The organism is Leifsonia sp. (assembly GCF_051955155.1).
GTDB lineage: Bacteria > Actinomycetota > Actinomycetes > Actinomycetales > Microbacteriaceae > Leifsonia.
In genome coordinates this window covers 1-25772 of sequence record NZ_JBQCGZ010000133.1, presented here as the reverse complement: position 1 = coordinate 25772, position 25772 = coordinate 1, and the positions used below count along the sequence as shown (strand labels likewise).

The 25772-nt window shown below is 71.4% G+C and carries 27 protein-coding genes and 1 pseudogene; 14 read left to right on the top strand and 14 right to left on the bottom strand.

Features of this window, described 5'->3' with window-relative positions; all coding sequences use genetic code 11:
- Window positions 1-110 precede the first annotated feature (110 nt).
- Both fbaA and ACTHMF_RS14915 read left to right on the top strand, forming a co-directional pair.
- Window positions 111-1139, top strand: a complete 1029-nt coding sequence (gene fbaA / locus ACTHMF_RS14920; protein WP_314147035.1) for a class II fructose-bisphosphate aldolase — start codon at window positions 111-113, stop codon at window positions 1137-1139.
- Window positions 1140-1162: 23 nt separating this feature from the next.
- Entirely contained in the window at window positions 1163-1798 is a 636-nt protein-coding gene (locus tag ACTHMF_RS14915; protein WP_440318668.1) for a DUF6264 family protein, read from the top strand.
- A 77-nt stretch (window positions 1799-1875) separates the two neighbouring features.
- Here the strand turns inward: ACTHMF_RS14915 and ACTHMF_RS14910 are convergent, their stop codons facing one another.
- Window positions 1876-2745, bottom strand: coding sequence for an SDR family oxidoreductase (locus ACTHMF_RS14910; protein ID WP_440318666.1), 870 nt, complete (start codon window positions 2743-2745; stop codon window positions 1876-1878).
- A gap of 94 nt (window positions 2746-2839) precedes the next feature.
- Here ACTHMF_RS14910 and ACTHMF_RS14905 point away from each other — a divergent pair.
- Window positions 2840-3211 (top strand): annotated as a pseudogene (locus ACTHMF_RS14905) (winged helix-turn-helix transcriptional regulator); the annotation flags it as partial.
- Complete coding sequence (locus ACTHMF_RS14900) at window positions 3212-4027, top strand: PP2C family protein-serine/threonine phosphatase (protein ID WP_440318693.1); 816 nt, start codon at window positions 3212-3214, stop codon at window positions 4025-4027.
- Window positions 4028-4054: 27 nt separating this feature from the next.
- On the opposite strand, the gene ACTHMF_RS14895 is transcribed toward ACTHMF_RS14900, so the two are convergent.
- Window positions 4055-5101 (bottom strand): 4-hydroxy-3-methylbut-2-enyl diphosphate reductase, encoded by a 1047-nt coding sequence (locus tag ACTHMF_RS14895; protein ID WP_314147062.1) that lies wholly within the window; start codon window positions 5099-5101, stop codon window positions 4055-4057.
- Window positions 5102-5215: 114 nt separating this feature from the next.
- Here ACTHMF_RS14895 and xseA point away from each other — a divergent pair, with 114 nt between their 5' ends.
- From xseA to ACTHMF_RS14870, 5 genes are read left to right on the top strand one after another with little or no spacing between them, the layout of a single operon-like run.
- The gene (gene xseA / locus ACTHMF_RS14890; RefSeq protein WP_440318691.1) at window positions 5216-6475 is read left to right on the top strand and encodes an exodeoxyribonuclease VII large subunit; all 1260 of its coding nucleotides are present in this window, start codon (window positions 5216-5218) and stop codon (window positions 6473-6475) included.
- Window position 6476: 1 nt separating this feature from the next.
- A complete protein-coding gene (locus ACTHMF_RS14885; protein WP_440294405.1) occupies window positions 6477-6725 on the top strand; it encodes an exodeoxyribonuclease VII small subunit in 249 nt (82 codons plus the stop codon).
- On the top strand, window positions 6722-7378 hold the full coding sequence (locus ACTHMF_RS14880) for a DUF4245 domain-containing protein (protein ID WP_440318664.1): 657 nt from the start codon (window positions 6722-6724) through the stop codon (window positions 7376-7378). The genes ACTHMF_RS14885 and ACTHMF_RS14880 overlap by 4 nt, the downstream gene beginning before the upstream one ends.
- The gene (locus tag ACTHMF_RS14875) at window positions 7378-8046 is read left to right on the top strand and encodes a carbonic anhydrase (RefSeq protein ID WP_314147029.1); all 669 of its coding nucleotides are present in this window, start codon (window positions 7378-7380) and stop codon (window positions 8044-8046) included. The genes ACTHMF_RS14880 and ACTHMF_RS14875 overlap by 1 nt, the downstream gene beginning before the upstream one ends.
- 31 nt (window positions 8047-8077) lie before the next feature.
- Window positions 8078-9484, top strand: coding sequence for a class II fumarate hydratase (locus ACTHMF_RS14870; protein WP_314147028.1), 1407 nt, complete (start codon window positions 8078-8080; stop codon window positions 9482-9484).
- Window positions 9485-9554: 70 nt separating this feature from the next.
- Here ACTHMF_RS14870 and ACTHMF_RS14865 read toward each other — a convergent pair whose 3' ends face one another.
- From ACTHMF_RS14865 to ACTHMF_RS14855, 3 genes are all read right to left on the bottom strand, one after another.
- Window positions 9555-10904: a PhoH family protein gene (locus tag ACTHMF_RS14865; RefSeq protein WP_440318661.1), complete on the bottom strand. Its 1350-nt coding sequence runs from the start codon at window positions 10902-10904 to the stop codon at window positions 9555-9557.
- Between the two features lie 211 nt (window positions 10905-11115).
- Window positions 11116-12237, bottom strand: coding sequence for an aminotransferase class V-fold PLP-dependent enzyme (locus ACTHMF_RS14860; protein WP_440318659.1), 1122 nt, complete (start codon window positions 12235-12237; stop codon window positions 11116-11118).
- Between the two features lie 30 nt (window positions 12238-12267).
- Entirely contained in the window at window positions 12268-13062 is a 795-nt protein-coding gene (locus ACTHMF_RS14855; RefSeq protein ID WP_314147026.1) for an isoprenyl transferase, read from the bottom strand.
- A gap of 73 nt (window positions 13063-13135) precedes the next feature.
- Here ACTHMF_RS14855 and trhA point away from each other — a divergent pair, with 73 nt between their 5' ends.
- Window positions 13136-13939: a PAQR family membrane homeostasis protein TrhA gene (gene trhA / locus ACTHMF_RS14850; protein WP_314147025.1), complete on the top strand. Its 804-nt coding sequence runs from the start codon at window positions 13136-13138 to the stop codon at window positions 13937-13939.
- A 28-nt stretch (window positions 13940-13967) separates the two neighbouring features.
- On the opposite strand, the gene ACTHMF_RS14845 is transcribed toward trhA, so the two are convergent.
- Both ACTHMF_RS14845 and mca read right to left on the bottom strand, forming a co-directional pair.
- Window positions 13968-14273: a hypothetical protein gene (locus tag ACTHMF_RS14845; protein WP_314147024.1), complete on the bottom strand. Its 306-nt coding sequence runs from the start codon at window positions 14271-14273 to the stop codon at window positions 13968-13970.
- Window positions 14273-15130 (bottom strand): mycothiol conjugate amidase Mca, encoded by an 858-nt coding sequence (gene mca, locus ACTHMF_RS14840; protein ID WP_440318689.1) that lies wholly within the window; start codon window positions 15128-15130, stop codon window positions 14273-14275. The genes ACTHMF_RS14845 and mca overlap by 1 nt, the downstream gene beginning before the upstream one ends.
- Window positions 15131-15240: 110 nt before the next feature.
- Between mca and ACTHMF_RS14835 the strand changes: the two genes are divergently transcribed.
- Together ACTHMF_RS14835 and greA are read left to right on the top strand one after the other, a co-directional pair.
- Entirely contained in the window at window positions 15241-15642 is a 402-nt protein-coding gene (locus ACTHMF_RS14835; RefSeq protein WP_314147023.1) for a DUF4307 domain-containing protein, read from the top strand.
- 108 nt (window positions 15643-15750) lie between these two features.
- Entirely contained in the window at window positions 15751-16242 is a 492-nt protein-coding gene (gene greA / locus ACTHMF_RS14830; RefSeq protein ID WP_314147022.1) for a transcription elongation factor GreA, read from the top strand.
- An 83-nt stretch (window positions 16243-16325) separates the two neighbouring features.
- Here greA and ilvA read toward each other — a convergent pair whose 3' ends face one another.
- The 6 genes from ilvA to ACTHMF_RS14800 form a co-directional block, all read right to left on the bottom strand.
- A complete protein-coding gene (ilvA, locus tag ACTHMF_RS14825) occupies window positions 16326-17591 on the bottom strand; it encodes a threonine ammonia-lyase (protein WP_440318656.1) in 1266 nt (421 codons plus the stop codon).
- A gap of 61 nt (window positions 17592-17652) precedes the next feature.
- Window positions 17653-18903 carry an AI-2E family transporter gene (locus ACTHMF_RS14820; RefSeq protein ID WP_314147020.1) on the bottom strand — a complete coding sequence of 417 codons (1251 nt, stop codon included), beginning with the start codon at window positions 18901-18903 and terminating at the stop codon, window positions 17653-17655.
- Window positions 18904-18991: 88 nt separating this feature from the next.
- The gene (locus ACTHMF_RS14815; RefSeq protein WP_440318654.1) at window positions 18992-20044 is read right to left on the bottom strand and encodes an ABC transporter ATP-binding protein; all 1053 of its coding nucleotides are present in this window, start codon (window positions 20042-20044) and stop codon (window positions 18992-18994) included.
- Window positions 20045-20046: 2 nt separating this feature from the next.
- Window positions 20047-20871, bottom strand: a complete 825-nt coding sequence (locus ACTHMF_RS14810; protein WP_440318652.1) for an ABC transporter permease — start codon at window positions 20869-20871, stop codon at window positions 20047-20049.
- Window positions 20859-21833, bottom strand: a complete 975-nt coding sequence (locus ACTHMF_RS14805) for an ABC transporter permease (protein WP_440318650.1) — start codon at window positions 21831-21833, stop codon at window positions 20859-20861. Before ACTHMF_RS14805 ends, ACTHMF_RS14810 begins: the two co-directional genes overlap by 13 nt.
- Complete coding sequence (locus ACTHMF_RS14800) at window positions 21812-22954, bottom strand: ABC transporter substrate-binding protein (protein ID WP_440318648.1); 1143 nt, start codon at window positions 22952-22954, stop codon at window positions 21812-21814. The genes ACTHMF_RS14805 and ACTHMF_RS14800 overlap by 22 nt, the downstream gene beginning before the upstream one ends.
- A gap of 250 nt (window positions 22955-23204) precedes the next feature.
- Here ACTHMF_RS14800 and ACTHMF_RS14795 point away from each other — a divergent pair, with 250 nt between their 5' ends.
- Both ACTHMF_RS14795 and ACTHMF_RS14790 read left to right on the top strand, forming a co-directional pair.
- Window positions 23205-24413, top strand: coding sequence for a winged helix-turn-helix domain-containing protein (locus ACTHMF_RS14795; RefSeq protein WP_440318646.1), 1209 nt, complete (start codon window positions 23205-23207; stop codon window positions 24411-24413).
- Between the two features lie 70 nt (window positions 24414-24483).
- Window positions 24484-24918: a hypothetical protein gene (locus ACTHMF_RS14790; protein WP_314147015.1), complete on the top strand. Its 435-nt coding sequence runs from the start codon at window positions 24484-24486 to the stop codon at window positions 24916-24918.
- Window positions 24919-25004: 86 nt separating this feature from the next.
- Here ACTHMF_RS14790 and ACTHMF_RS14785 read toward each other — a convergent pair.
- Window positions 25005-25772: M48 family metalloprotease (locus ACTHMF_RS14785; RefSeq protein ID WP_440318644.1), on the bottom strand; the 768-nt coding region annotated here is incomplete at its 5' end.

Here is a 25772-nt window from a genome sequence, read left to right as displayed (position 1 = left end):
GAGTACGCAGAGAATCCGCGTACTCGGCCGCGTGCGACGGGCGGGCGGGGGTGGATGGGGGGCTCGGTATGATGAGAGCCGTTCGACACCTGATTCCTTGAGGAGCTGCAATGCCCATCGCAACGCCGGACCAGTACGCAGAGATGCTCGACAAAGCGAAGGCGGGTGGATTCGCTTATCCGGCGTTCAACGTGTCGTCGTCCCAGACGATCAACGCCGTGCTCCAGGGACTCACCGAGGCGGGCAGCGACGGCATCATCCAGGTGACCACCGGCGGCGCCGACTACTTCGCCGGCCAGTCGGTCAAGGCCCGCGCCACCGGCGCGCTCGCGTTCGCGCGGTTCGCCACCGAGGTCGCCAAGAACTACCCCATCACCGTCGCGCTGCACACCGACCACTGCCCGAAGGGCGCGCTCGACGACTTCGTGCTGCCGCTGATCGCTGCCTCCGAGGAGGAGGTCCGCGCCGGCCGCAACCCGATCTTCCAGTCGCACATGTGGGACGGCTCTGCTGTGCCGCTGGCCGAGAACCTCGAGATCGCGCAGGACATGATCAAGCGCACCAAGGCGATCAACGCGATCCTCGAGGTCGAGATCGGCGTCGTCGGCGGCGAGGAGGACGGCGTGCGTCACGAGGGCTCCAACGAGGCCCTCTACACCACGCTCGGCGACGTCGAGCAGGCGGTCGAGGCGCTCGGCCTCGGCGAGAACGGCCGCTACATGGCCGCGCTCACCTTCGGCAACGTCCACGGCGTCTACAAGCCGGGCAACGTCAAGCTCCGCCCCGAGCTGCTCAAGGAGATCCAGGACGGCCTTGCCGCCAAGTACGGCACCGGCCCGAAGCCGCTGGACCTCGTCTTCCACGGCGGCTCCGGCTCGACCGACGCGGAGATCGCCGAGGCGGTCCGCAACGGCGTCGTGAAGATGAACATCGACACCGACACCCAGTACGCGTTCACGCGCTCGGTCGCCGGTTACATGTTCGAGAACTACGACGGCGTCCTCAAGGTGGACGGCGAGGTCGGCAACAAGAAGGCGTACGACCCGCGCGCGTGGGGCAAGGTCGCCGAGTCGGCGATGGCGGCCCGCGTGGTCGAGGCGACGCAGCAGCTGGGCAGCGCCGGCCACTCCGGCAAGTAAGCGGCACGGGAGGGGGCGGCCGCGTGGCGGAGGACGAGAAGCGCCAGGACGGGCAGGGGGACGAACGCCCGCGCCCGCAGTTCGGCGAGCTCGCGCCTCCCGGCTGGACCTGGCATCCGCCGCAGGACGCCGACCGGCTGGACACGGCGCGGCACTCCCCCGCCGCGTCCGAGCCGGAGCCGGCCGCCCCGCCTCCCCCCGCGTACGACCGCCCCGCTCCCGACCGCTCCGTGCCTCCGCAGCTGCGCGCGGCGGGACCACGGTGGAACCTGACGTTCACGATCCTGCTGCTGGTCGGCGGCTTCTTCGGGATGACGTATTCGATCGGCACGCTGCAGGCGCTGCCCGCGGCGATGGAGCTGCTGCACAGCACGCAGCATCTCGGCCCGTTCACGCGCGACCCCTCGGTCGGCGGCCTGATCACCGGCGGTTCGATCGCGATGGCGGCGATCTGGGCCGTCTCGCTCGGCCTGACGATCTGGCTTCTCGTGCAGAAGCGGCTCTCGTTCTACGTCCCGCTGATCGCCGGCGTCGTCGCCCTGATCACGCTGTTCGTGATCGTCGGGATCGTGCTGGCGACCGACCCCGTGCTGCTCGACTTCTACGGCGGCGTCGCCCCCGCGACGCCCGCCCCGAGCGTGCCCACCAGCTCCACCTGACCAGGCCGCCGTCCGTTCCGGAGTTCTGCACGCGACACGCCGTGCCGCACCGTGCAGAACTCCGGGACGGATGAGCGTCAGGCGGCGGACTGCTCGCGGGCCTCGGCGAGACCCTGCGCGAGCGGCGTGGTGGGACGGCCGATCAGCTCGGCCAGCGTTGTGGTCGCCTCCGCGAGCGCGCCGTCCCGGATGTTGCCGTCGAGCGCGACGACGAAGCCCGCCGTCCCCTCGTCGAGCCCGGCGTCGGTGAGGATGCGCGTGTGCTCCTCCGGGCTCACCGAGCGGTAGGCCACCTCGCGGCCGAGGATGTCGCCGATCGTGCCGGCGAGCTCGGCGAACGTCCACGCGTCGTCGCCGGAGAGCTCGTAGACCGCGCCCTCGTGGCCGGACCCGACGAGCACCGCGGCGGCGGCCTCCGCGTAGTCCTTGCGCGAGGCGCTGGCGACCCGGCCCTCGCCCGCGCTGCCGACCAGCTCGCCGGTGGCGGCCGCGGTGTCCAGCTGGCCGACGTAGTTCTCGGTGTACCAGTTGTTGCGCAGCACGGTCACGGGCAGGCCGGAGGCGGCGAGCAGCCGCTCGGTCTCGGCGTGCTCCGGCGCCAGCACCAGGTCGGTGTCGGTCGCGCGCGGCGCGCTCGTGTAGACGAGTCGGCCGACGCCCGCCCGCACGGCGGCGTCGATCGCGTTGCGGTGCTGGCCGACGCGCTTGCCCACCTCGGAGCCGGACACGAGCAGAACCGCGTCGGCGCCGGCGAAGGCCGCGTCCAGGGTCTCCGGCGTCTCGAAGTCGATGACGGCGGTCTGCACGCCGCGCGCGGCGAGCGTGGCGAGCCGCTCGGCGCTGCGGCCGGCGGCGCGGATGTCCGCGGCGGGGACGCCGCGCTCGATCAGGGCATCCACGGTGAGGCGGCCCAGGTGGCCGGAGGCTCCGGTGACGACGATGGTCATGGTGTGTTTCCTTTCGGTCGGTCATCGTCGCCAACCCGCCCGGTCGCCCGATACTTCCCGACCGCAGGTACCCACTTTTTGGTAAGTTACTGACGTGGACGCCAGATTCCCGTCGTTGAACGGCTTCGGATTCACGGACGGCGTGCTCCCCTCGGAGTGCCCGTCCCGGATCGTGCTCAACCACGTCACGAGCACCTGGGGCGTGCTCGTGCTCGTCGCGCTCTCGCAGAGCGACCTGCGCTGGGGCGAACTGCGGAGGACCGTGCAGGGCATCAGTGAGAAGATGCTCGCCCAGACGCTGCGCACGCTGGAGAAGGACGGCTTCGTGCTGCGGACCGCCCAGCCGACCATCCCGCCGCGCGTCGACTACAGCCTGACCTCGCGCGGCCGCGCCGTCACCGAGCACCTGCTGCCGCTGATGGGCTGGATCGCGGAGAACGCCGACGACATCCTCTCCGGCGAGCCCGTGGCCGAGCCGGCGCCGCTCGGGTTCGCGACCGGCACCGCCTCCGTGAGCGGCGACTACCGCGACGGCAACGAGGACTCGCTCTACGCGTCGGCCTGGTCGGCGTTCGTCGCCGACGGGGTCGGCGGTCACGCGGCCGGCGAGGTGGCCTCCGCGACGGTCGCCATCCGGCTGGCGTCGATGCTGGATGCGACGGAGGGCAGGGTCTCCGGCGAGGGCCGCCTGCGCGAGCTGATCGCGGTGGCCAACGCGGACCTCGCCCTGCGGGTGCGCGTCGACGCCGCCCTCGACGGCATGGCGACGACGCTCGTCGGCATCTTCTCCGACGGCGCGCGGGTGCTGGTCGCGCACACCGGCGACTCGCGCGCCTACCGGCTGCGGGCCGGGACGCTCGAGCAGGTGACGCAGGACGACTCCCTCGTCCGCGAGCTGCTGGCGTCTGGCGTGATCGGCGAGGCGGACCTGCCGGACCATCCGCTGCGCTCGGTGGTCACCCACGTGCTCGGCGGGGACCCGGAGGACGCGGCGGCGCTGCACGTGGCGGAGGAGGAGGCGCGGCGCGGCGACCGCTGGCTGCTGGCCAGCGACGGCCTGACCGACTACGTCGCCATCCCCCTCATCGCCGAGACGCTGGCCGAGGCGGCGGACCCGCAGGACGCGGCCGACGCGCTGATCCGGCTCGCGCTCGTGCACCAGGCCAGGGACAACGTCTCGGTGGTCGTCGCGGACGTCGTGGAGTTGGCGGAGGCGCCGGTCTACCGCCCGGCGTTCGGCGGCTCCGCGGCGGCCGATCCGGCCTCCGCGCGCGCGGTCTGAGGCGGGTGCCGGGAGGGCGGGGACGGCTCAGCGGCCGCGGCCGCCGAGCGCGCGGGCGTCCTGCTTGCCCGTGATGTCCTTTCGGAGCTCCTTCGGGAGCGAGAACATCAGGTCCTCCTCCGCCGTCTTGACCTCCTGCACCGCGGCGTAGCCCGCGCCGGAGAGCTCCTGGAGCACCTCCTGGACCAGCACCTCCGGGACCGAGGCCCCGCTGGTCACGCCGACCGTCGCGACGCCGTCCAGCCACTCCTGGCGGATCTCGCTGGCGTAGTCGATGCGGTAGGCGGCCTTCGCGCCGTACTCGAGCGCGACCTCGACCAGCCGCACCGAGTTGGACGAGTTGGCGGAGCCGACCACGATGACCAGGTCCGCCTGCTCTGCGACCTTCTTGATCGCGACCTGGCGGTTCTGGGTGGCGTAGCAGATGTCGTCGCTCGGCGGGTCCTGCAGGTTCGGGAAGCGCTCGCGGAGCCGGCGCACCGTCTCCATCGTCTCGTCCACCGACAGCGTGGTCTGCGAGAGCCAGACGACCTTGTCCGGGTCCCTGACGACGATCGAGTCGACGTCGTCCGGCCCGTTGACCAGGGTCACGTGGTCGGGCGCCTCGCCTGCCGTGCCCTCGACCTCCTCGTGCCCGGCGTGGCCGATCAGCAGGATCTCGAAGTCGTCGCGCGAGAACCGCACGGCCTCGCGGTGCACCTTGGTGACCAGCGGGCAGGTCGCGTCGATCGCGCGCAGCCCGCGCTCCGCCGCCGCGTTCACGACCGCCGGCGAGACGCCGTGCGCCGAGAACACGACGTGCGCGCCCTCCGGCACTTCGTCGACCTCGTCGACGAAGATCGCGCCCTGCTGCTCCAGCTCGGAGACGACGTGCACGTTGTGGACGATCTGCTTGCGCACGTACACCGGCGCGCCGTAGTGCTCCAGCGCCTTCTCGACCGCGACGACCGCGCGGTCGACGCCGGCGCAGTAGCCGCGGGGGGCCGCCAGCAGCACACGCTTCTGTCCCTGGACCGGGATATCCTGAAGCCGCCCGCGCGATCCCGGCTCCCTCTTCACGGGGATCCGGGGCATCGGCAGGCTGATGGTCGCGTCGCTCACCCCTCGATCGTACGCGGGAAGCGCTGAACAACGGATGGGAGGGCCAGCACAGTGCCCCAGGCAACGGACACGTCCCCGTCGGTCGCGATGGTCCCCGGCCCGCCGACCCTCGACGCGCCGTGGCCGGTGGCGCTGCTCTCCTCGAAGATCCGCGGCTGGATCGACCGGCTCGGAACCGCGTGGGTCGAGGGCGAGATCACGCAGTGGGGCGTCTCCGGCGGCAACGTCTACGGCAAGCTCAAGGACCTGAACGAGGACGCCACGATCAGCTTCACGATCTGGTCGTCGGTGAAGGCGCGCATCCCCGCCGATCTCAAGCAGGGCGACCGGGTGATCGCCGCGGTCAAGCCCAACTACTGGGTCAAGGGCGGAACGCTCACGATGCAGGTCTCCGACATGCGCCACGTCGGCCTCGGCGACCTGCTGGAGCGGCTGGAGCGGCTGCGCGCCCAGCTCGCGGCGGAGGGGCTGTTCGCTGTGGAGCGCAAGAAGCGCCTGCCGTTCCTCCCGCACACCATCGGGCTGGTCACCGGCAAGGACTCCGACGCCGAGAAGGATGTGCTGCGCAACGCCCAGCTGCGCTGGCCGCAGGTGCGCTTCCGCGTCGTGCACGCCGCCGTGCAGGGCGAGCGCACCGTCACGGAGGTGACAGCGGCCATCCGCACGCTCGACGCCGACCCCGAGGTCGAGGTCATCATCGTCGCCCGCGGCGGCGGCGACTTCCAGAACCTGCTCGGCTTCAGCGACGAGACGCTCGTGCGCGCCGCGGCCGCCGCCGTCACGCCGATCGTGAGCGCGATCGGGCACGAGGCCGACCGGCCGCTGCTGGACGAGGTCGCCGACCTGCGCGCCTCCACCCCCACCGACGCCGCCAAGCGGGTCGTCCCCGACGTCGCCGAGGAGCTCGCCCGCGTCCAGCAGGCCAGGGCCAGGATCGGCACCAGGCTCACGCACGCCATCGCGCACGAGATCGACAGGATCGGCCACCTGCGCACCCGACCGGTGCTCGCCTCCCCGTACTGGATCGTCGACTCGCGCGCCCCGGAGCTGACCCGCTACGTGGCGCGCGGCGTCGAGCTGGTCGAGCGCTGCGTCGAGAAGGAGACCACCAGGATCGCGGAGCTGCGCGGCCAGCTGCGCGCGCTGTCCCCGCAGGCGACGCTCGACCGCGGGTACGCGATCGTGCAGACGGACGCCGGCCACGTGGTCGCCGCGCCCGCGCAGGCTCCGGCCGGCACCGGCCTGCGGGTGACCGTCTCGGGCGGGGCGTTCGCCGCCGTCGCCGGGGACGAGGTCGCCTCCCCCGCGCATCCCGCGGACTCAGCAGGTTCCCCGGCAGCCAAATAGAATGGACACCATGCCCACCTCCGAGATCAGTGCGCTCAGCTACGAGGAGGCGCGCGACGAGCTCGTCCGCGTCGTCACCGAGCTGGAGCAGGGCTCGGCCACCCTCGAGGAGTCGATCGCTCTGTGGGAGCGCGGCGAGGCCCTCGCCCGGCACTGCGAGGAGTGGCTGATCGGCGCCAAGGCGCGCCTCGACGCGGCACGCGCCGGCGCGGTCCAGCCCGGCACGGCGGGAGCCTCTGACCCCGAATGAGTCCCCGCAACAAGCCGCCAGCGGTCGTCGCCGAGCTCGGCCGCCCGGAGACCCCGGAGGAGACCGCCGCCCGCAAGGCGCAGAACTCCGCGAACCACCGCAACCGGCAGACGGTCAACAACCTCGTCTTCTCGCTGCTCGCGACCGTGGCGCTGGTCATCGTGATCGTCCTGGTCGTGCCGCGCGGCAATCCGACCGCGTCCGCTCCCCCTGTCGACTACGCGACGATCGCCCAGCAGGCACAGGGCGCGGAGCCCGATCCGCTGCTGGTGCCGGAGCTGCCCTCCGGCTGGCGCTCGAACTCCGCGGAGCTGCGCACCAAGACCGCCGACAAGGTCGACTCCTGGTACATCGGCCTGCTGACCCCCAAGGGCCAGTTCATCGGCATCACCCAGGGCTTCGACGCGAACGAGAGCTGGGTGGCCGAGCAGATCGACCGCTCGAGGATCGCGGGCACCCGCGACATCGACGGCGTCCGCTGGGACGTCTACGACAACCGCGACTCCGGCAGCGACGCCGGCAACGTCGCCTATGCGCTCACCACAACAGCAGGGCGCAGCTCCGTCGTGGTCTTCGGCACCGCCGAGGACTCCGAATTCCGAACGGTCGCCTCTGCGCTGGCCGGACAGCTCGAGACCCTGGGAGGCCACTGATGCCGACGACCCGTCCTGGACGTATCTGGAACGCCATGCTCGCCGGAAACGAGCGCTTCGTCTCCGGCACGCCGGAGCACCCGCACCAGGATGTGCAGCGCCGCGAGTTCGTCGCGGAGGGCCAGGCGCCCGTCGCCGCGATCTTCGGCTGCGCGGACTCGCGGCTCGCGGCCGAGATCATCTTCGACATGGGCCTCGGCGACGCCTTCGTCGTCCGCAACGCCGGTCAGGTCGCCTCCGACTCCGCCATCGGCTCGCTGGAGTACGCGGTGGCCGTGCTCAAGGTGCCGCTCATCCTCGTGCTCGGTCATGACTCGTGCGGCGCCGTCGCCTCGGCGATCGCCTCGCAGGCCGAGGACGCGGAGCCGCTGCCCCCGCACATCCAGCAGCTGATCGCCCCCATCGTCCCTGCCGTGCACCGCGTGAGCGGAGTGCCGGAAGGGGAGCCCGTCGACCCGTCGGCGGTGGACGCGGGCGAGGTCGGCCGCGAGCACCTGCGCGACACGGTCTCCGACCTGCTCGCGCGCTCCGAGGTCATCAGCGAGGCGGTGGCGGCGAACCTGCTCGCCATCGTCGGCGCGAACTACCGTCTCCAAGAAGGTCGGGTCGTCCCCGACGTCGTCGTCGGACTGGCCGAACCGGTCGCCGACTCATCGCACGGACGCTGACGCGTTCCGAGCCCAGAAAGGAATACACACCGTGGTGGACACCCAGGCGGACGCCGAGTACCGCATCGAGCACGACACGATGGGCGAGGTGCGGGTCCCCGCAGCCGCGCTCTACAGCGCGCAGACGCAGCGCGCCGTCGAGAACTTCCCGATCTCGGGATCCGTGCTCGAGCCGGCCCAGATCGCCGCCCTCGCCCGCATCAAGAAGTCCGCGGCCCTCGCCAACGCGCGCCTCGGCGTGCTGGACGCCGAGATCGCCGACGCCATCGCGGCCGCCGCGGACGAGGTGGTCAGCGGCCGGCACAACGGCGAGTTCCCGATCGACGTGTACCAGACCGGGTCCGGCACCTCCTCCAACATGAACATGAACGAGGTGCTCGCGACGCTGGCGTCGCGCCGCCTCGGCAAGCCGGTGCACCCGAACGACCACGTGAACGCGTCGCAGTCCTCGAACGACGTGTTCCCGACCTCTGTGCACATCGCCGTGACCGGCGCGCTCATCGACGACCTCATCCCCGCGCTCGACCACCTCGCTGTCGCGCTGGAGGAGAAGGCCGAGCTCTGGGCGACCGCCGTCAAGTCCGGCCGCACGCACCTGATGGACGCCACCCCGGTCACCCTCGGCCAGGAGTTCGGCGGCTACGCGGCGCAGATCCGCTACGGCATCGAGCGTGTGCAGGCGGCGCTGACCCGCGTCGCCGAGGTCCCGCTCGGCGGCACCGCCGTCGGCACCGGCATCAACACGCCGCTCGGCTTCCCGCAGCTGGTCATCGAGCTGCTCACGCAGGAGACCGAGCTGCCGATCACCGAGGCGCGCAACCACTTCGAGGCGCAGGCCAACCGCGACGCGCTGGTGGAGGCGTCCGGTGCGCTGCGCACGATCGCCGTCAGCCTCACCAAGATCTGCAACGACCTGCGCTGGATGGGCTCCGGCCCGAACACCGGTCTCGGCGAACTGCACATCCCCGACCTGCAGCCGGGTTCGTCGATCATGCCGGGCAAGGTCAACCCGGTCATCCCGGAGGCCGTGCTCATGGTGGCCTCGCGCGTGGTCGGCAACGACGCGACCATCGCCTGGAGCGGCGCCTCCGGGCTGTTCGAACTGAACGTCGCCATCCCCGTCATGGGCACCGCGCTGCTGGAGTCGATCCGGCTGCTCACGCAGGCCAGCCGGGTGCTCGCCGACAAGACCATCACGGGCCTGGAGGCGAACCTGGACCGCGCCCGCGCGTTCGCGGAGTCGAGCCCGTCGATCGTCACGCCGCTGAACCGCGTGATCGGCTACGAGGCGGCCGCGAAGGTCGCCAAGCACGCCGTCGCGCAGGGCATGACGGTGCGCGAGGCGGTCATCGACCTCGGCTTCGTCGAGCGCGGCGAGATCACCGAGGAGCAGCTGGACACCTCCCTGGACGTCCTCAGCATGACCCACCCCGGCTGAACGCGCCGGCGAGTGGTGACTTGTTGCGCTCCCTCAGCTCCAATCGCGACAACAAGTCACCACTCGGGGATCAGGCGAGCTCGTTCGCTTCGAGCATTTCGGTGACGAGGGCGGCGATGGCGGAGCGCTCCGAGCGGGTGAGGGTGATGTGCGCGAACAGCGGGTGGCCCTTGAGCGTCTCGATCACCGAGGCGACCCCGTCGTGCCGGCCGACCCGCAGGTTGTCGCGCTGAGCGACGTCGTGCGTCAGCACCACCCGGGAGTTCTGGCCGACGCGGCTGAGCACCGTGAGCAGGACGTTCCGCTCCAGAGACTGCGCCTCGTCCACGATCACGAACGCGTCGTGCAGGGACCGCCCGCGGATGTGGGTGAGCGGGAGCACCTCCAGGATGCCCCTGTCCTGCACCTCGTCGAGCACGTTCTGCGAGACCAGGGCGCCCAGCGTGTCGAAGACCGCCTGGCCCCACGGGTTCATCTTCTCGCCCTGGTCGCCCGGCAGGTAGCCGAGCTCCTGGCCGCCGACCGCGTACAGCGGGCGGAACACCATGATCTTCTTGTGCTGCTGACGCTCCAGCACGGCTTCGAGCCCCGCGCACAGCGCGAGAGCCGACTTGCCGGTGCCGGCGCGGCCGCCGAGCGACAGGATGCCGACCTCGGGGTCGAGGAGCAGGTCGATCGCGAGCCGCTGCTCGGCGCTGCGGCCGTGCAGGCCGAACACGTCGCGGTCGCCGCGGACCAGCTTGACCTCGCCCGTGGCGACGACGCGGCCGAGCGCGGAGCCGCGGTCCGAGTGCACGATCAGGCCGGTGTTCACCGGGAGGTGGTCGACGAGCGGGGTGCGCATCCACTCCTCCTCGTACAGGTCGCTCATCTGCTCGCTGCCGAGCGTGATCTCGGCGAGACCGGTCCAGCCCGAGTCGACGACCTGCTCGTGGCGGTACTCCTCCGCCGCCAGGCCGATCGAGGCCGCCTTGACCCGCATCGGCAGGTCCTTGGAGACCACCGTGACGGCGAGCCCGTCGTTCGCGAGGTTCATCGCGACGGCGAGGATGCGGGAGTCGTTGTCGCCCAGCTGCATCCCGCTCGGGAGCACGGACATGTTGGAGTGGTTCAGCTCCACCCGCAGCGAGCCGCCGTCGCCGACCGGGATCGGGAAGTCGAGGCGCTCGTGCTGCACGCGCAGGTCGTCCAGGTTCCGCAGCGCCTGACGCGCGAAGTAGCCGATCTCCGGATCGTTGCGTTTCCCCTCCAGCTCGCTCACGACGACGACAGGGATGACGACAGCGTGTTCGGCGAACCGGAAGATCGCCTTGGGGTCGGACAGCAGCACCGAGGTGTCGAGCACGTATGTGCGCTCGGTCTGACGGGTGCCACTGGGTGCCGACTCGAACTGCCGGGTTCCTGATTCAGCCACGACCACTCCCACCCCGCCGCTCCGCTTGCGCTGGAGCCGGCGGATCATTGGCGAGCCGGCCATTGGGTTCCGAAACGAACTTATGTGGCCGTCTCGATCGGGCGCCGTGCCCGATGTGACGAACGTACGCCGAGCCGCCGACACCGGCACGCGCGCACGCCGCGTGTCGCGTTTCGATTCGGTGAACAATCGCCCCCAGTTCTGGGAGCTGGCCCGCTCAGGCCGCCGAGGCGTAGGAGGTGAACGCGGCGCGCAGCATGTCCAGGGTGTCCTCGCCGGTACCGGCGTGGACGCTGATCCGCACGGTCGTCGGCCGCACGCTCGCGGTCACGCCGTGGTTGAACAGCGATGCGCTGAGGGCGGTCAGCTGCTCCGGCAGCGGCTCGAGCACCACGATCCCCGCGCGCTCCGCGGTGTTCCGCGACGACGACACGGGGATGGCGAACTCGTCTGCGAGGTCGATCACGCGCTCGGCGCGCTCGGACACCGCGTCGGCGATCCTCCTGACGCCGACCGCCGCCACCTCCTCCAGCGCCGCCGCGAAGCGCGCCTCGGCGATCGGGTCGGGGTTGGACACCGTGAAGGCCTTCGCGCCGTGCGCTGGCTCGATCACCTCGTCCCAGGTCTGGGTCGCGGCCGAGGTCGCGCTCCAGCCGCTGAACACCGGCGTCAGGTGGTCGATCGCGCGCTCACTGAGGGCGAGGAAGCCGGTGCCCCAGCCCGCCCGCGTCCACTTCTGGCCGCCGGAGACGACGACGTCGGCCACCTCGTACGGCGCATCCACCACGCCGAAGCCCTGGATGGCGTCAACGATCAGCAGCCGGTCGCCGATCACCTGGCGGATGCCGTCGATGTCGGCGAGGTACCCGGTGCGCGAGTCGACGAGGCTGACCATCACCGCGCTGGTGCTGCCGGTGATCTGCTCGCGGATGTGCGAGGGCGTGACCGGGCCGCCTGCGGTGTCCAGCCACGTCGGCGTGATGACGTGCATCGCCTGGGCGGCGCGCGCGGCCGCGTAGGTGACGCTCGGGAACTCGGCGAGCGAGAGCAGGACCTCGCCGCCGGTCAGCCCGAACGCGGCGTGCATGAGCCCGGACGTGGCGTTCGGCTGGAACGAGATCTGCCCGGCCGGGAAGCCGGTGACCGCGCTCACGGCGGACCGCACGCGCTCGTCCTCCGCGTGCATCCGCTCGACGGTGCCGAAGCGCGCCTTGCCGAGGATGTCGTACTGCCCGGTCAGCTCCGCGCGCACCGCGCGCGAGACCGGCCCGACCCGCCCGTAGTCCAGGTATCCCGGCTCCTCGCCGAACCCGCGGGCGAACTCCTCGATCGTCGTCATGCCAACCTCCCGTACCATCCTGCCGTACGGCTAGGAGCCGAAACGGCGCTGACGGCGGGAGTAGTCGCGCACGGCGCGCAGGAAGTCGACCTCGCGGAGGTCGGGGCCGAGCGCCTCCACGAAGTAGAACTCGCTGTGCGCGCTCTGCCACAGCATGAAGTCGCTGAGCCGCTGCTCCCCCGACGTGCGGATGACGAGGTCGGGATCGGGCTGGCCGCCGGTGTAGAGGTGCTCGCCGATCAGGTCCGGCGTGAGCAGGTCGGCCAGCGTCTCCAGGCTGCCGCCCTCGGCGTGGTGCGCGGCGACGATGCTGCGCATGGCGTCGGTGATCTCCTTGCGGCCGCCGTAGCCGACCGCGAGGTTGATGTGCATCCCGGTGTTCGCGGCGGTGCGGTCCTCCGCCCCGGTCAGCGCGGCCACCAGCGGCGCAGGAAGCCCCGCGGTGGACCCGACGTGCTTGACACGCCAGTCGCGGTAGCGGGAGAGGTCGTCGGCGAGCTCGGCGATGATCTCGATCAGGTCGGAGAGCTCGGTGCTCTCGCGATTCGTGAGGTTGTCCGAGGACAGCAGGTAGAGCGTGACCACCTGGATGCCGAGGTCGTCGCACCACTCCAGGAACTCGCGCATCTTCGCCGCGCCCGCCCGGTGACCGTGCGCGACCGTGGTCAGTCCCGCCTGGCGCGCCCAGCGCCGGTTGCCGTCGATGATCATCGCGACGTGCCGCGGCAGCGATTCGGGGTCGAGCCCGGTGAGCTCGCGGCGCAGGCGCTTCTGGTAGAGCCCATAGAGCAGCCCGCTGGCCAAGGGGGTCCGCCGTCTGCTCACGTGAGCTACGTTAGCGCGGCGCGACGGCGACGTCTCACAGCATCCGGACACCCGCCTCCCCTACTCTTGGTCCATGACGCCGCGAACCACGCCCGAGCCCGAGGACGTCGCCGAGTTCCTCTCCGAGCCCGCGACCGCCCTCCCGCCCGCCGACGCGGCCGTGAAGGCCGACGAGAGCCGCGGGACCGACCTGCCGAACATCCCGCTGCTGGACGCCTCACCCGCCAACCCGGCGGAGCTGAAGCCGACCTGGCGGGGCTGGATCCACGCCGGAACGTTCCCGGTCACGATCGCCGCCGGCATCGTCCTGATCAGCCTGGCGCAGGGCGCGCCGGCGAAGTGGGCGTCGGCGGTCTTCATGCTCACCTCGATGCTGCTGTTCGGCAACTCGGCGCTCTACCACCGGTTCAACTGGAAGCCGCGCACCAAGGTCGTGCTCAAGCGCATCGATCACGCCAACATCTTCCTGCTGATCGCGGGCACCTACACGCCGCTCGCCGTGCTCGCCCTGCCGCCGGAGAAGGGCATCCTGCTGCTCGCGATCGTCTGGGGCGGCGCGCTGCTCGGCATCGGCTTCCGGGTGTTCTGGATCACCGCGCCGCGCTGGCTGTACGTCCCGATCTACCTGCTGCTCGGCTGGGCGGCGATGATGTACATCGTCGACCTGGTGAACGCGAACGTGGCCATGATGGTGCTCGTGCTCGTCGGCGGCATCTTCTACACCGTCGGCGCCGTCATCTACGGACTGAAGCGGCCGAACCCGATCCCCGGCGTGTTCGGCTTCCACGAGATCTTCCACACCCTGACCGTCCTGGCATTCCTGTGCCACTGGACGGCCACACTGCTGATCGCGCTGCACCCCGCCTACAACGGCTGACGCCGCGAGGCGCGGGCGCGGGCGGACGCTAGCCGCGCGCCGCGTCGTCGTCCGACGGCCGGTCGTCGCGCGGGCGACCCGCGTCGCCGTCGGTCCGGCCCGCGGCGGCCGCCTGCTCGGCGTCCAGCTTCTCGGCGATCTCGGCGCGGTAGCGCACCCGGCGGATGCGGCGCACCATGTCGATCACCAGGAGCACGACGACGACCGCGAGCAGGAAGGTGACGACGAAGCCGACGACGCCGGGCGTCACGTCGTCCGCGTTCGGACCGCCGGTCGGCGTCGGGCTCGGGGTCGCGGCCAGCCAGGCGGACCCGCGCAGCAGCAGCTCCCCCATCAGTCGCGCCCCTCGATTCCGGCGAACAGGTCGGTCTCAGGCATCTGGGTCTCCACTTTCGAGTCGATGAGCTGGAAGTCCTCCGTGGGCCACGCCGTGCGGAGCACGTCGTTCGGCCAGAAGAAGAAGGTGTCGTCGGGCGCGACCTGGCTCGCGTGCGAGCGCAGGGCGGCGTCCCTGGTGTCGAGGAAGTCGGCGACGTCGACGCGGGTGGTCACGGGCGACGGTCCGTCGTCCATCCAGGATCGCATCTCCCGCAGCCGCGGCAGCACCGGCGAGGACGGGTCGGCGGCGAGCAGCGCGTCGTGGCCCGCGCGGACGCGCTCGCCGCTGAACATCCGGTCGTAGTAGAGCTTCGAGACCTGCCACGGCGCGCCGGCCTCGGGGAACCGCTCCGGGTCGGCCGCCGCGCGGTAGGCGGCGACGGCGACCTGGTGCGCCCGGATGTGGTCGGGATGCGGGTAGCCGCCGTTCTCGTCGTAGGTGACGAGCACGTGCGGCCGGAACGCGCGCATGAGCCGGACCAGCGGCGCGAGCGGGAAGTCCAGAGGCAGGGCCGCGAACGCGTTCGGCGGCAGGCTGCCGTCCTCGCGCGCCATTCCGGAGTCGACGTAGCCGAGCCAGCGGTGCTGGACGCCGAGCACCGCCTGCGCCGCCGCCATCTCCCGGCGCCGCAGTCCCGCCATGTCGCGCGCGGCGCGGGCCCGGGCGTCGGCGTCGAGGGCGGGGTTCAGCACGTCGCCGCGCTCGCCGCCTGTGCAGCTGACGACGAGCACCTCGTCGCCGAGCGCGGCATAGCGCGCGGCGGTGCCCGCACCCTTGCTGGACTCGTCGTCCGGGTGGGCGTGCACGGCCATCAGCCGCCGGCGGGCAGCACGATTCACAGCTTCGTCTCCTAGTCTTGTCTCAGCCTACCGTCGGCCCGGCGGCGGGCCTGAGACCCCACCGAGAGGCGGACCGTAGGCGGATGGCCACCGAGACCACCCTGGAGTCGCGGTACGGCCGCACCCCGTCCCGTCGCCGCCGCGACCGCTGGCTGCTCGCCGGGGGCGCCGTCGCGATGCTCGCGGTCGTGATCGCGTGGTCGTTCTGGGCGGGCTGGGACAACAATCAGGCCGATCTCGAGGCGACGGACACCGCGTACACGATCACCGACGCGCACCACGTCGACATCTCGTTCACCATCAACACCTCGCCGGGGACGCCCGTCACCTGCGCCATCCAGGCCCTCAACGAGGACTTCGCGATCGTCGGCTGGCGCATCGTCAGCTACCCCGCTTCCGACAAGCGCGTGACCAGCCACACGGAGACGATCCGGACAACGCAGCAGAGCAATACGGGTTTGATTAACACCTGCTGGCTGACCTAGCATTCTGTGGATACGCCCCGGCCGAGGCCGGGGCGTCGACTTTACCCACCGGTACGTCACCGGCCATCTGCCGAAGCGGCGTCAGCCGCAGGCGCGAAGGAGTTCATCATGTCCCAGGAGTCTCAGGTCACCTTTCTGACCCAGGATGCGTACGACCGTCTCGCGGCGGAACTCGAGGAGCTCAGCGTCAACGGCCGTAATGAGATCGCGAAGCGCATCGAGGCGGCCCGCGAGGAGGGCGACCTCAAGGAGAACGGCGGGTACCACGCGGCGAAGGACGAGCAGGGCAAGATCGAGGCCCGCATCGTCCAGCTCACCAACCTGCTGCGCAACGCCACCGTCGGCGAGGCGCCGGAGAGCCACGGCGTCGTGGAGCCGGGCACGGTCATCACCGCGACCATCGCGGGCGACGAGAGCGTCTTCCTGATCGGCAACCGCGAGATCGCCGCGGGCACCGACCTGCCCGTCTACAGCGAGCAGAGCCCGCTCGGCGCGGCCATCCTCGGCCTCAAGGTGGGCGAGAAGACGGAGTACACCGCTCCGAACGGCCGCCAGATCAAGGTCGAGGTCACCAAGGTCGAGACCTACACCGGCCAGTAACCGGCCCACGCGACATTTGCCCCAAATCGTGGTTCTGGCGGCGTCAGAGCCACGATTTGGGGCAAATGTCGTTATGGGACGGGTCAGTCGTCTTCGAGGACCGGGTCGTAGCCGGCGGCGCGCAGCGCCTGGATGACGTGCTGGCGGTGCTCGGTGCCCCGCGTCTCGACCGAGACGTTCAGCTCCACCTGGCTCAGCTGCATCCCGCGGCCGTGCCGGGTGTGCAGCACCTCGACCACATTGGCGTTGACGCCCGCCAGGATCTCGGCGATGCGCGCGAGCTGGCCGGGGCGGTCTGGGAGCATGATCGAGAGCTTGAGGTAGCGGTCGGCGGCGGCGAGGCCGTCGCCGATCACGCGCTGCATGAGCAGCGGGTCGATGTTGCCGCCGGAGAGGATCGCCACCAGCGTCCCGTCCGCCGGGGCGGTGACCGCGCCGGAGAGGATGGCGGCGACGCCGGCGGCGCCCGCGGGCTCGACCACCAGCTTCGCGCGCTCCAGCAGCACCAGGAGCGCCCGGGCCAGGTCGTCCTCGGTCACGGTGACGACCTCGTCCACCGCCTCCCGGATGATCTCGAAGTTCAGCGCCCCCGGCCTGCTCACGGCGATGCCGTCGGCGATGGTCGTCACGAGCGAGATGTCCACGGGCTCGCCTGCGGCGAGCGAGGGCGGGTACGCGGCGGCGTTGGCCGCCTGCACGCCGATCACGCGCACCGTCCTGCCCTCACGCGCCGCGCGCTGCCTGACCGCGCTCGCCACCCCCGAGATGAGCCCGCCGCCCCCGATCGGGACGACGATCGTCGTGACCTCCGGCGCCTCCTCGAGGATCTCGAGGCCCAGCGTGCCCTGACCCGCGACGATAGCGGGATGGTCGAAGGGCGGGATGAAGACGGCGCCGGTCTCCGCGGCGAAGTCGGCCGCGGCGCGCAGCGTCTCGTCGACGATGCTGCCGCTCAGGACGACGTCGGCGCCGTAGGCGCGCGTCGCCTGGAATTTCGGGATGGCCACGCCCACCGGCATGAAGATCGTCGCGTGGATGCCGAGCTCCCGCGCGGCGAACGCGACGCCCTGCGCGTGGTTGCCCGCGGAGGCCGCGACGACGCCGCGGGCGCGCTCCTCCTCGCTCAGCTTGGACAGCCGGTTGTAGGCCCCGCGGATCTTGTAGGAGCCGGTGCGCTGCAGGTTCTCGCACTTCAGCAGCACCGGGGCGCCGAGCACGTCGGTCAGGTACCGGGAGCTCTCCATCGGCGTCGGCTGCGCGACCCGGGACACGATGGCGCGCGCGGCCTCGATCTCGTCCAGGCTCGGGCCGGCGAACGGAGTGCGCGTGGGGTCAGTCACGGTAGCCACCTGCACAGCCTACTCGCGGCCATATTCCGCGGACCGAATGCGACGGACGCGGGCGGCGTCGTCAGTCGGCGCGCGGGCGGCGCTGCTGGCGCGGCACCGTCTCCCAGATCGGGCCGGGCGGCGGCACCCACGCCTCCGGCGGCTTCGTGCGCCAGACGCCGGACGAGACGTAGTGCACCATCACGTTGAGCACGGCGACGAACGGCACTGCGAACAGCGCGCCGGGTATGCCGGCGAGCAGCGAGCCAGCGGCCACCGCGAGCACGACGGCCAGCGGGTGCACCTTCACGGCGCTGCCCATGATCAGCGGCTGCAGGACGTGTCCCTCGATCTGCTGCACCAGGAGGACGACCGCGAGCATGATGACCGCGAACACCCAGCCCTTGAAGACCAGCGCGACGAACACCGCCAGCGCGCCGGTGACGACCGCCCCGACGATCGGGATGAACGAGCCGAGGAAGACCAGGACCGCGATCGGCAGCACGAGCGGCAGGCCGAGGAAGAACGCGCCGAGGCCGATGCCGAGCGCGTCGATGGAGGCGACCAGGATCTGCACCTTGGCGAAGTTCCGCAGCGTCCGCCAGCCCTCCTGGCCCGCGCCGTCGACGGCGGCGCGCGCGTTCTTCGGGAAGACGCGGACGACCCAGTGCCAGATCCCGCGCCCGTCGATCAGGATGAACAGCACGCTGAACAGGGTCAGCAGCGCTCCCGCGAGCACGTGGCCCAGCGTGGAGCCGACCGAGAGCGCGCCCGAGATGTAGACGGCGCTGTCCTCCTGGATCGTCTTCCAGATCGACGCGAAGGCGCTGTTGATCTGGTCCTCGGTCAGCCCGATCGGACCGGTGGTGAGCCAGGCGCGGAACTGGTCGAACGCGGCGACCGACTGCGTGCGCAGGTCGCCGCTCTCGCGCGCGATCTGCCAGATCACGAGGTAGAAGAGCCCGCCGACGACCACCACCAGCGTGAGCAGCGTCGCCACGATCGCGAGCCAGCGCGGCCAGCGGTGCCGCACCAGGAAGTCCTTGTACGGCACCAGGAGCGCGCCGAGCAGGACCGCGATGAGCACCGGGACGACGATCAGCCGCAGCTGCACGATCAGGAAGATCGCCACCGCGATCACCGCACCGATCACGAGCAGCCGCCACGACCAGGCGCCGGCGAGCCGGACGCCGCGCGGCAGCGATTCGTCGACCGGCCCGGTGGCCGGGCTCTCCAGGTCGCGGCGCCGGCGCAAGAACCGCGCTCGCGCCGGTGTGGTGGCGGGCTGAGCCGGCGGGACGGGGCCCTGGCCGGTGGAGTCGCTGTCTGCCATGCCCGCCAGTCTAGGTGCGGGCTGCGAGCGGCCTCAGCGTCCACTCATCGTGTGCACGGCAACTCACAGCACGTGCCCAGCCGTCGCGTCAGGATGCGGGGGCGACGGTGACGGGCGTGCCGGAGAGGGCGACGTGGACGCGCTCCCCCGGTGCGGGGTTCTCGCGGGCGCCGTGCTGCACGGCGAGCTCGGAGCCGTCGGCGAGGCGGACCCGCGTGCGGCGGAGCGCGCCGAGGAAGCTCGTGGTGAGCACCTCCGCCGGCAGCCCGTCCGCCGCCAGCAGCACGTCCTCGGGGCGCAGGTACGCGGTCACCGGCCCGTCGGCGGAGGGCGCCACCGTCGGGACGGACTGGCCGAGCACCTGCAGCCGGCCGCCGGAGACGACCCCGGGAACGCGGTTGGTGAGCCCGACGAACTCGGCGACGAACGCCGTCGCCGGCCGGTGGTAGAGCTCCTCCGGTGTCCCGATCTGCTCGATCGCGCCCGCGCGCATCACGGCGACGCGGTCGGCGACGGCGAGCGCCTCCTCCTGGTCGTGCGTCACGAAGAACGTGGTGATGCCGAGCTCGGTCTGGATGCGGCGGATCTCCTCGCGCAGCTGCACCCGCACCTTCGCGTCGAGCGCCGACAGCGGCTCGTCGAGCAGGAGCACGCGCGGCTCGGTGACGAGCGCGCGGGCCAGCGCCACGCGCTGCTGCTGACCGCCGGAGAGCTGGTGCGCGTAGCGGTCGGCGTGGTGGTCGAGGCCGACCAGCTCCAGCGCCTGGGCCGCCCGGCGGCGGCGCTCCGCGGCCGGGACCCGGCGCATCCGCAGCCCGAACTCCACGTTCTGCCCGGACGTCAGGTGCGGGAACAGCGAGTACGACTGGAACACCATCCCGAGGTCGCGGCGGCTGGTCGGCTCGTCCGTGACGTCGTGTCCGTCGATGAGGATGCGGCCGGAGTCGACGCGCTCGAGCCCGGCCAGCGAGCGGAGCGCGGTCGTCTTGCCGCAGCCGCTCGGGCCGAGCAGGGCGATGAACTCGCCGGGCTCCGCCTCCAGCGAGAAGCCGGCGAGGCCCGCGCCCCCACCGAAGTCGCGGACGAGCCCGTCGAGGGCGACGGTCGACCCCACGCGGGGTGCGGTTTGCACTGCGGACATGTCTAGCCTTTCCTGGCGCGCCGCCGGGCGCTGACGACCCGGTCGACGACGAAGAGGAGGATGAACGCGAACACCAGCGCGAGCAGCGCGAAGATGACCGCGACGAACGGGTCGGACTGCGAGACCAGCAGCAGCGAGGTCTGCAGGTTGACGCGGCTGAGCAGCGACGCGATCGTGAACTCGCCGAGCACGACGGCCACCGACAGCGCGGAGGCGGCGAGGATACCGCGCCGCAGGTTCGGCACGAGCACGCGCCAGAACACCGTGCCCCAGCCCGCGCCGAGCGAGCGGGCGGCCTCGCTGAGCGTCACCAGGTCGACGGCGGCGACATTGCTCTGGATCGCCCGGTAGGCGTACGGCAGCACGGTGATGCCGTACGCGAAGGCGAGCGTCCAGGCGCCGGAGCCGAAGATCTGCGTGACGACCGCGTACGTCGGCGCGAGGCCGACGACCATCACGATCGCCGGGATCATGATCGGCAGCAGACAGACCGCCTCCAGCAGCCGGCGCAGCTGCGGGAAGCGCAGCTCCACCAGCACGATGGTCGGCAGCAGCACGAGCAGCACGATCGCCACGGTGACGACCGCGAGCACGAGCGAGTTGCCGAGGCCCTGGTAGATGCGGTCGTAGCGGGTGGTCTCCCCGCCGAAGACGGCGGCCCAGCGATCGAAGCTGTACACGCCGGGCTTCGCCGTCCGCAGCGTGAACTCGAGCATCGACAGCAGCGGGATGAGGAAGAACGCCCCGAGGACGGCCCAGATCACCGTCCGGACGACCGGGCCGGGACCCAGCCGCAGCGGCTGCGCGCGCCGGGTCACCGCTGCCACCGCGCCGTCCGGCGGACAAGCGCCGAGTAGCCGAGCATGACCACGATCATCACCACGAGCATCCCGAGCGCCATCGACCCCGCGAGGTTCGCGCGGCCGAGCACGGTCTCCGAGATGAGGGCCTGCCGGATCTGCAACGAGACGATGTTGTTGGCCTGGCCGACCAGCGCCGCCGCCGTCGCGTAGGAGGAGAAGGCGTTCGCGAACAGGAGCAGCAGGCTGCCCAGGAACGACGGCAGCAGGATGGGACCGCCCACGCGCGTCCAGTAGGTCCACCGGCTGCCGCCGAGCGTCGCCGTCGCCTCCAGCCACTGCGGGCGCAGGCTCTCCAGCGCGGGCAGGAAGGTGATGACCATGAGCGGGATCTGGAAGTAGAGGTACGGGAGGATCAGGCCGGGCACCGTGTAGAGCCAGACGCCGTTCTCGTAGATGTTGATATGGAACTGGTTGCGCAGCAGCACGGTCACCAGGCCCTGCGCGCCGATCGTGGCGATGAACGCGAAGGCGAGCATGACGCCGCCGAACTGGGCGAGCACGCTGCTGGCCGAGTCCACGAGCGAGCGCGTGACGCCTCCCGGCCGTGACTGCAGCATCGCGAAGCACAGCGCAGCACCCGCGATCGCCCCGACGATCGCGGTCACCGCGGACAGCCAGAACGCGCCGAAGAACGACCCGGCGATGGCGGGCTCGGCGAGGCCGGTGATGTTCGACCACGTGAAGCGGCCGTTCTCGTCGAGGAAGCCGCTGCCGACCGCGACGAGGGTCGGGATGGCGAGGAAGACGACGACGTAGAAGGCGAAGGGGGTCAGGCCGAGCACGGCCGCGCCGCCCCGCCGGCTTCGGCGGCCCGCCGCGGACGACGGCTGCCGCCGGGAGTCACGCGAGGTGACCCCGGCGGCAGCGGCATCGATCGCGGGAGCCGCGGCGATGGTCTCGGTCATCAGCCGACCGCGTTGGCCCACTTGGCGTTCAGGAGCGTTCCCGCGTCCGTCGCCTGCTTGTCGGTCATCACGGCGACCTTGTCCAGCTTGCCGGGGAAGTCCTTGGTGTCCAGCGTCCCGGCCTTCTCCATGGCGTTCACGCGGGCCGGGTAGGCGCCGCCCTTGAGCCAGGCGTTCTGCGCGGCGTCGCTGTAGAGGTACTCCTCCCACAGGCGCGCGGCCGCCGGGTGCGGGGCGTCCTTGTTGATGGCCTGGTTGTAGTAGCCGACGTACGCGGTGCCGGGGAGCACGACGTACTTCCAGTCGATGCCGCCCGACTTGATCGTGTCGGAGGTGGTGTAGCCCTTCTGGTTGAACGACCAGTCGAGCAGGACGGGCGTCTCACCGGAGGCGATGGTGTTGGGCTTGCCGTCTGCGGCGTTCCAGTTGGCCGCCTTCTTCAGCTTCGAGAACCAGTCGATGCCCGGGGTGAGGTCGTCCAGCGTCCCGCCGTTCTGCAGCGTGGCGTACGCGACGGCGCCGGCCGCGGCCGCCGCCTGGGTCGGGTTGCCGTTCAGCGCGACGGCGCCCTTGAACTCCGGCTTCAGCAGGTCGTCGAAGCTCGTCGGGGCGGTCTTGATCTTGTTGGCGTCGTAGCCGACCGCCATGACGCCGTAGTAGCCGACCTTCCAGAGGCCGTCCTTCTCCTTCTGGTCGTCGGGGATGTCGGCGAAGCCGGTCGGCTTGTACGGCGCGAAGTACTCGGTGTTGGCGAGCGCGACGGAGGAGCCGATGTCGAACGTGTCCGGCGCGGTGTCCTGGCCCTTGAGCTTCTTGGCGGCGTCGATCTCCTCCTGGCTGGACGCGCTGTCCTGGCTCGGGTTGATCGTGATGCCGTACTTCTTGGTGAAGCCGTCGAAGATCTCCTGGTAGTTCGCCCAGTCGCCGGGGGTGGCGATGATGTTGAGGCTGCCCTCCTTCTTGGCGGCGGCGACCAGGGCGTCCATCCCGCCGGCCGACGCGACGTCGGTGGCGGTGGCGACCTTGCTGCTGTCGGTGCTGCTGCCGCTGGCGTCCGCGCCGCCGGAGCAGGCGGCGAGGGACAGGGCGACGACGGTCGCGGTGGCGGCGAGGCCGGCGGCACGAGCGCGCTTGTTGATCACGGATTTTCCTCCAGTGCACGGGTTTGTGGCCGGGTGTTCCACCCGGTTCGGGCTCACGCTAGGCACGCCGTTCGACGCACGGCCCAGCGGGCGGTGACCGGGAGGTGAACGGTCGGTGTCGCCCCGATCCGGCGACCGTGCCCGTTCGGTACGTTCCGGGGGTGCGCGAGCAGGGGCGTTAGTCCCGGACGGGGACATTCGCGTCGCTACGGGAACGGTCGGTGTCGGACGCGGCCGCTACGCTCGAGGCGTGGTCGAACAGGTCTCCCCCGCGCTCGCACGCCGCATCGCGCTCGCCGCGCAGGGCTTCGGGCGCCCGCGCCCCGCCGTCGTCGGCGTCCGGCAGCTGAACGGGCTGGTGGACCGCATCAACCTGCTGCAGATCGACTCCGTGAACGTGTTCGAGCGCAGCCACTACCTGCCGGCGTTCGCCCGGCTCGGCGCCTACGACAAGGCCCTGCTCGACCGGCTGACCTTCGACGCGCGCGGACCGCACACCGAGTACTGGGCGCACGAGGCGGCGTTCATCCGCAAGGAGGACTGGCCGCTGTTCGAGTGGCGCATGCGGTTCAACCGTGCACGGTACGGCGCGGAGGGCGGCTGGTTCGACAGCAACCGCGAGACCGTCGACTGGCTGCGCAGGGAACTCGCCGCGAACGGCCCGCTCGCCGCGAGCGAGATCGAGCACGACGCCAACACCCGCACCGGGCCGTGGTGGGGCTGGTCGGCGGTCAAGCGCGCGCTCGAGATGCTGTTCCTGATGGGCGAGGTGGCGATCGCCGGCCGCACCCGGTTCCAGCGCCGCTACGCGCTCGTGGAGGACGTGCTTCCGGCGAGCGTGCTCGGCGTGCGCTACGACACCGACGACGCCGTCCGCGAGCTGATCCGGCGCTCGGCCGTCGCGCACGGCATCGGAACGGCCAAGGACTTCGCCGACTACTACCGCATCAAGGGCGCCCCCGCCCTCGCCGCGATCCGCGACCTGGAGGAGGCGGGCGAGCTCCTCCCGGTCCGCGTCCCCGGCTGGGAGAGCAACGGCAAGCCGATCCCGGCCTGGCTGCACCGGGATGCGCGCCGTCCTCGGCGCATGGAGGCCGCAGCGCTGCTCTCCCCGTTCGACCCGGTCGTCTGGTACCGCGACCGGGCGCTGCGGATGTTCGGCTTCCACTACCGCATCGAGATCTACACGCCGGCGCCGCAGCGCGTCTACGGCTACTACTCGCTGCCGATCCTGCTCGACGACGCCCTGGTCGGGCGCGTCGATCTGAAGAGCGACCGCCAGGCCGGCGTGCTGCGCGTGCAGTCCGCGTGGACCGAGGACGGCGACGGCGGCCGGATCGCCGAGCGGCTGCGGCCGCTGCTGGCCGAGACCGCGGCCTGGCAGGGGCTCGGCGCGGTGGAGGTGGCCTCCAGCGCGCGGGGCGACCTGGCACCGCTGCTCGCACCGGCGGCCGGCTGAATCGCTCCGGCGATCCGGCGACGGCACGGCACCCTCGCGGTGCGCACGGCCGCGGGGGTAGGGTGCGGGCATGACGTCACCGCTGGACTACCTGAACGCCGACGGCGCCGATGAGGCGGACTACGAGCAGCCGATGCGCGAGGTGTACGCATACCGCGACGGCGAACGCTGGACGGACGGCATCGTGACCGGGACGAAACGCGGCGAGGACGGCCGCGCGCTCGTCCAGTTCGACGGCCGGGTCTGGGTGGGCGCCGACGACGTGCGCGACTCCGACCACTACATCGCGGTGCTGCTCAACCCGGACTCGACCGTGTACGCCGAGGTGCTCGCGCGGCTCATCGACGGGGCGCCCGCCGACCCGATCCGGGACGTCTCGGTGACCGACGGCGCCTCGAACGTGGGCACCGAATGGCGGCCGCTCGACGAGGAGCGGCGCGGCACCCGCGTACGCTACCGCTACACCGGCACCGCCGAGCTGGAGCCGGTCGACGCCGAGGGCTGACTCGCGCCACCCCGCCATGGCTTCCGGAGTTCTTCACGCAACACGCCGGGGAGCAGTGTGAAGAACTCAGGAACTGGCGGCGAGGGTCAGAAGCCCGCGCCCATCTTCTCCAGGCGCTCGACGCGCTCCGGGATCGGCGGGTGAGTCGAGAACAGCCGGCTCATCATGCTCGGCTTCAGCGGCTCCGCGATCCACAGGTGCGCCATGCTGCTGTTCTGCTTGCGCATCGGCCGCGAGTAGTCCTGCAGCTTGAGGAGCGCGCTGGCCAGGGCGTCCGGGTGCCGCGTCGTCATCGCGCCGGTGGCGTCGGCGAGGTATTCGCGCTGGCGGGACACCGCGAGCTGGACGAGCGTGGCGACCAGCGGAGCGATGATCGCAGCGACCAGTCCGAACACGAGCACGACCGGGTTGCCGCCGCCGTTGTTGTTGTTCCGGTTGTTGCCGCCGAAGAGCGTCATGCGCAGGAAGATGTCCGCGATCAGGCCGATCGCGACCGTCAGGCCGAACACGATCATCGAGAGCCGGATGTCGTAGTTGCGCACGTGACCGAGCTCGTGCGCCATCACCACGTCTTCCTGCCGTCGTGAGAAGCGGCCGTCGAGCAGCGTGTCCCAGAGGACGACGTGCGTCGACGGGCCGAACCCGACGGTGAACGCGTTCGCCTGGTCGGTCCACGAGGAGACGTCCTCGACCCGGACGGGCGTCCCGGTGACGTGCTCGATCCGCTCGAGCCGGGCGGCGTCCGCGGCCAGCTGCGGGTTGCGCAGCGTGTGGGACGACGCCGCGGCGAGCCAGCCGGAGACGAACGCGAACAGCAGCGCGACCGCGACGACGACGGGCCCGGCGATCAGCCA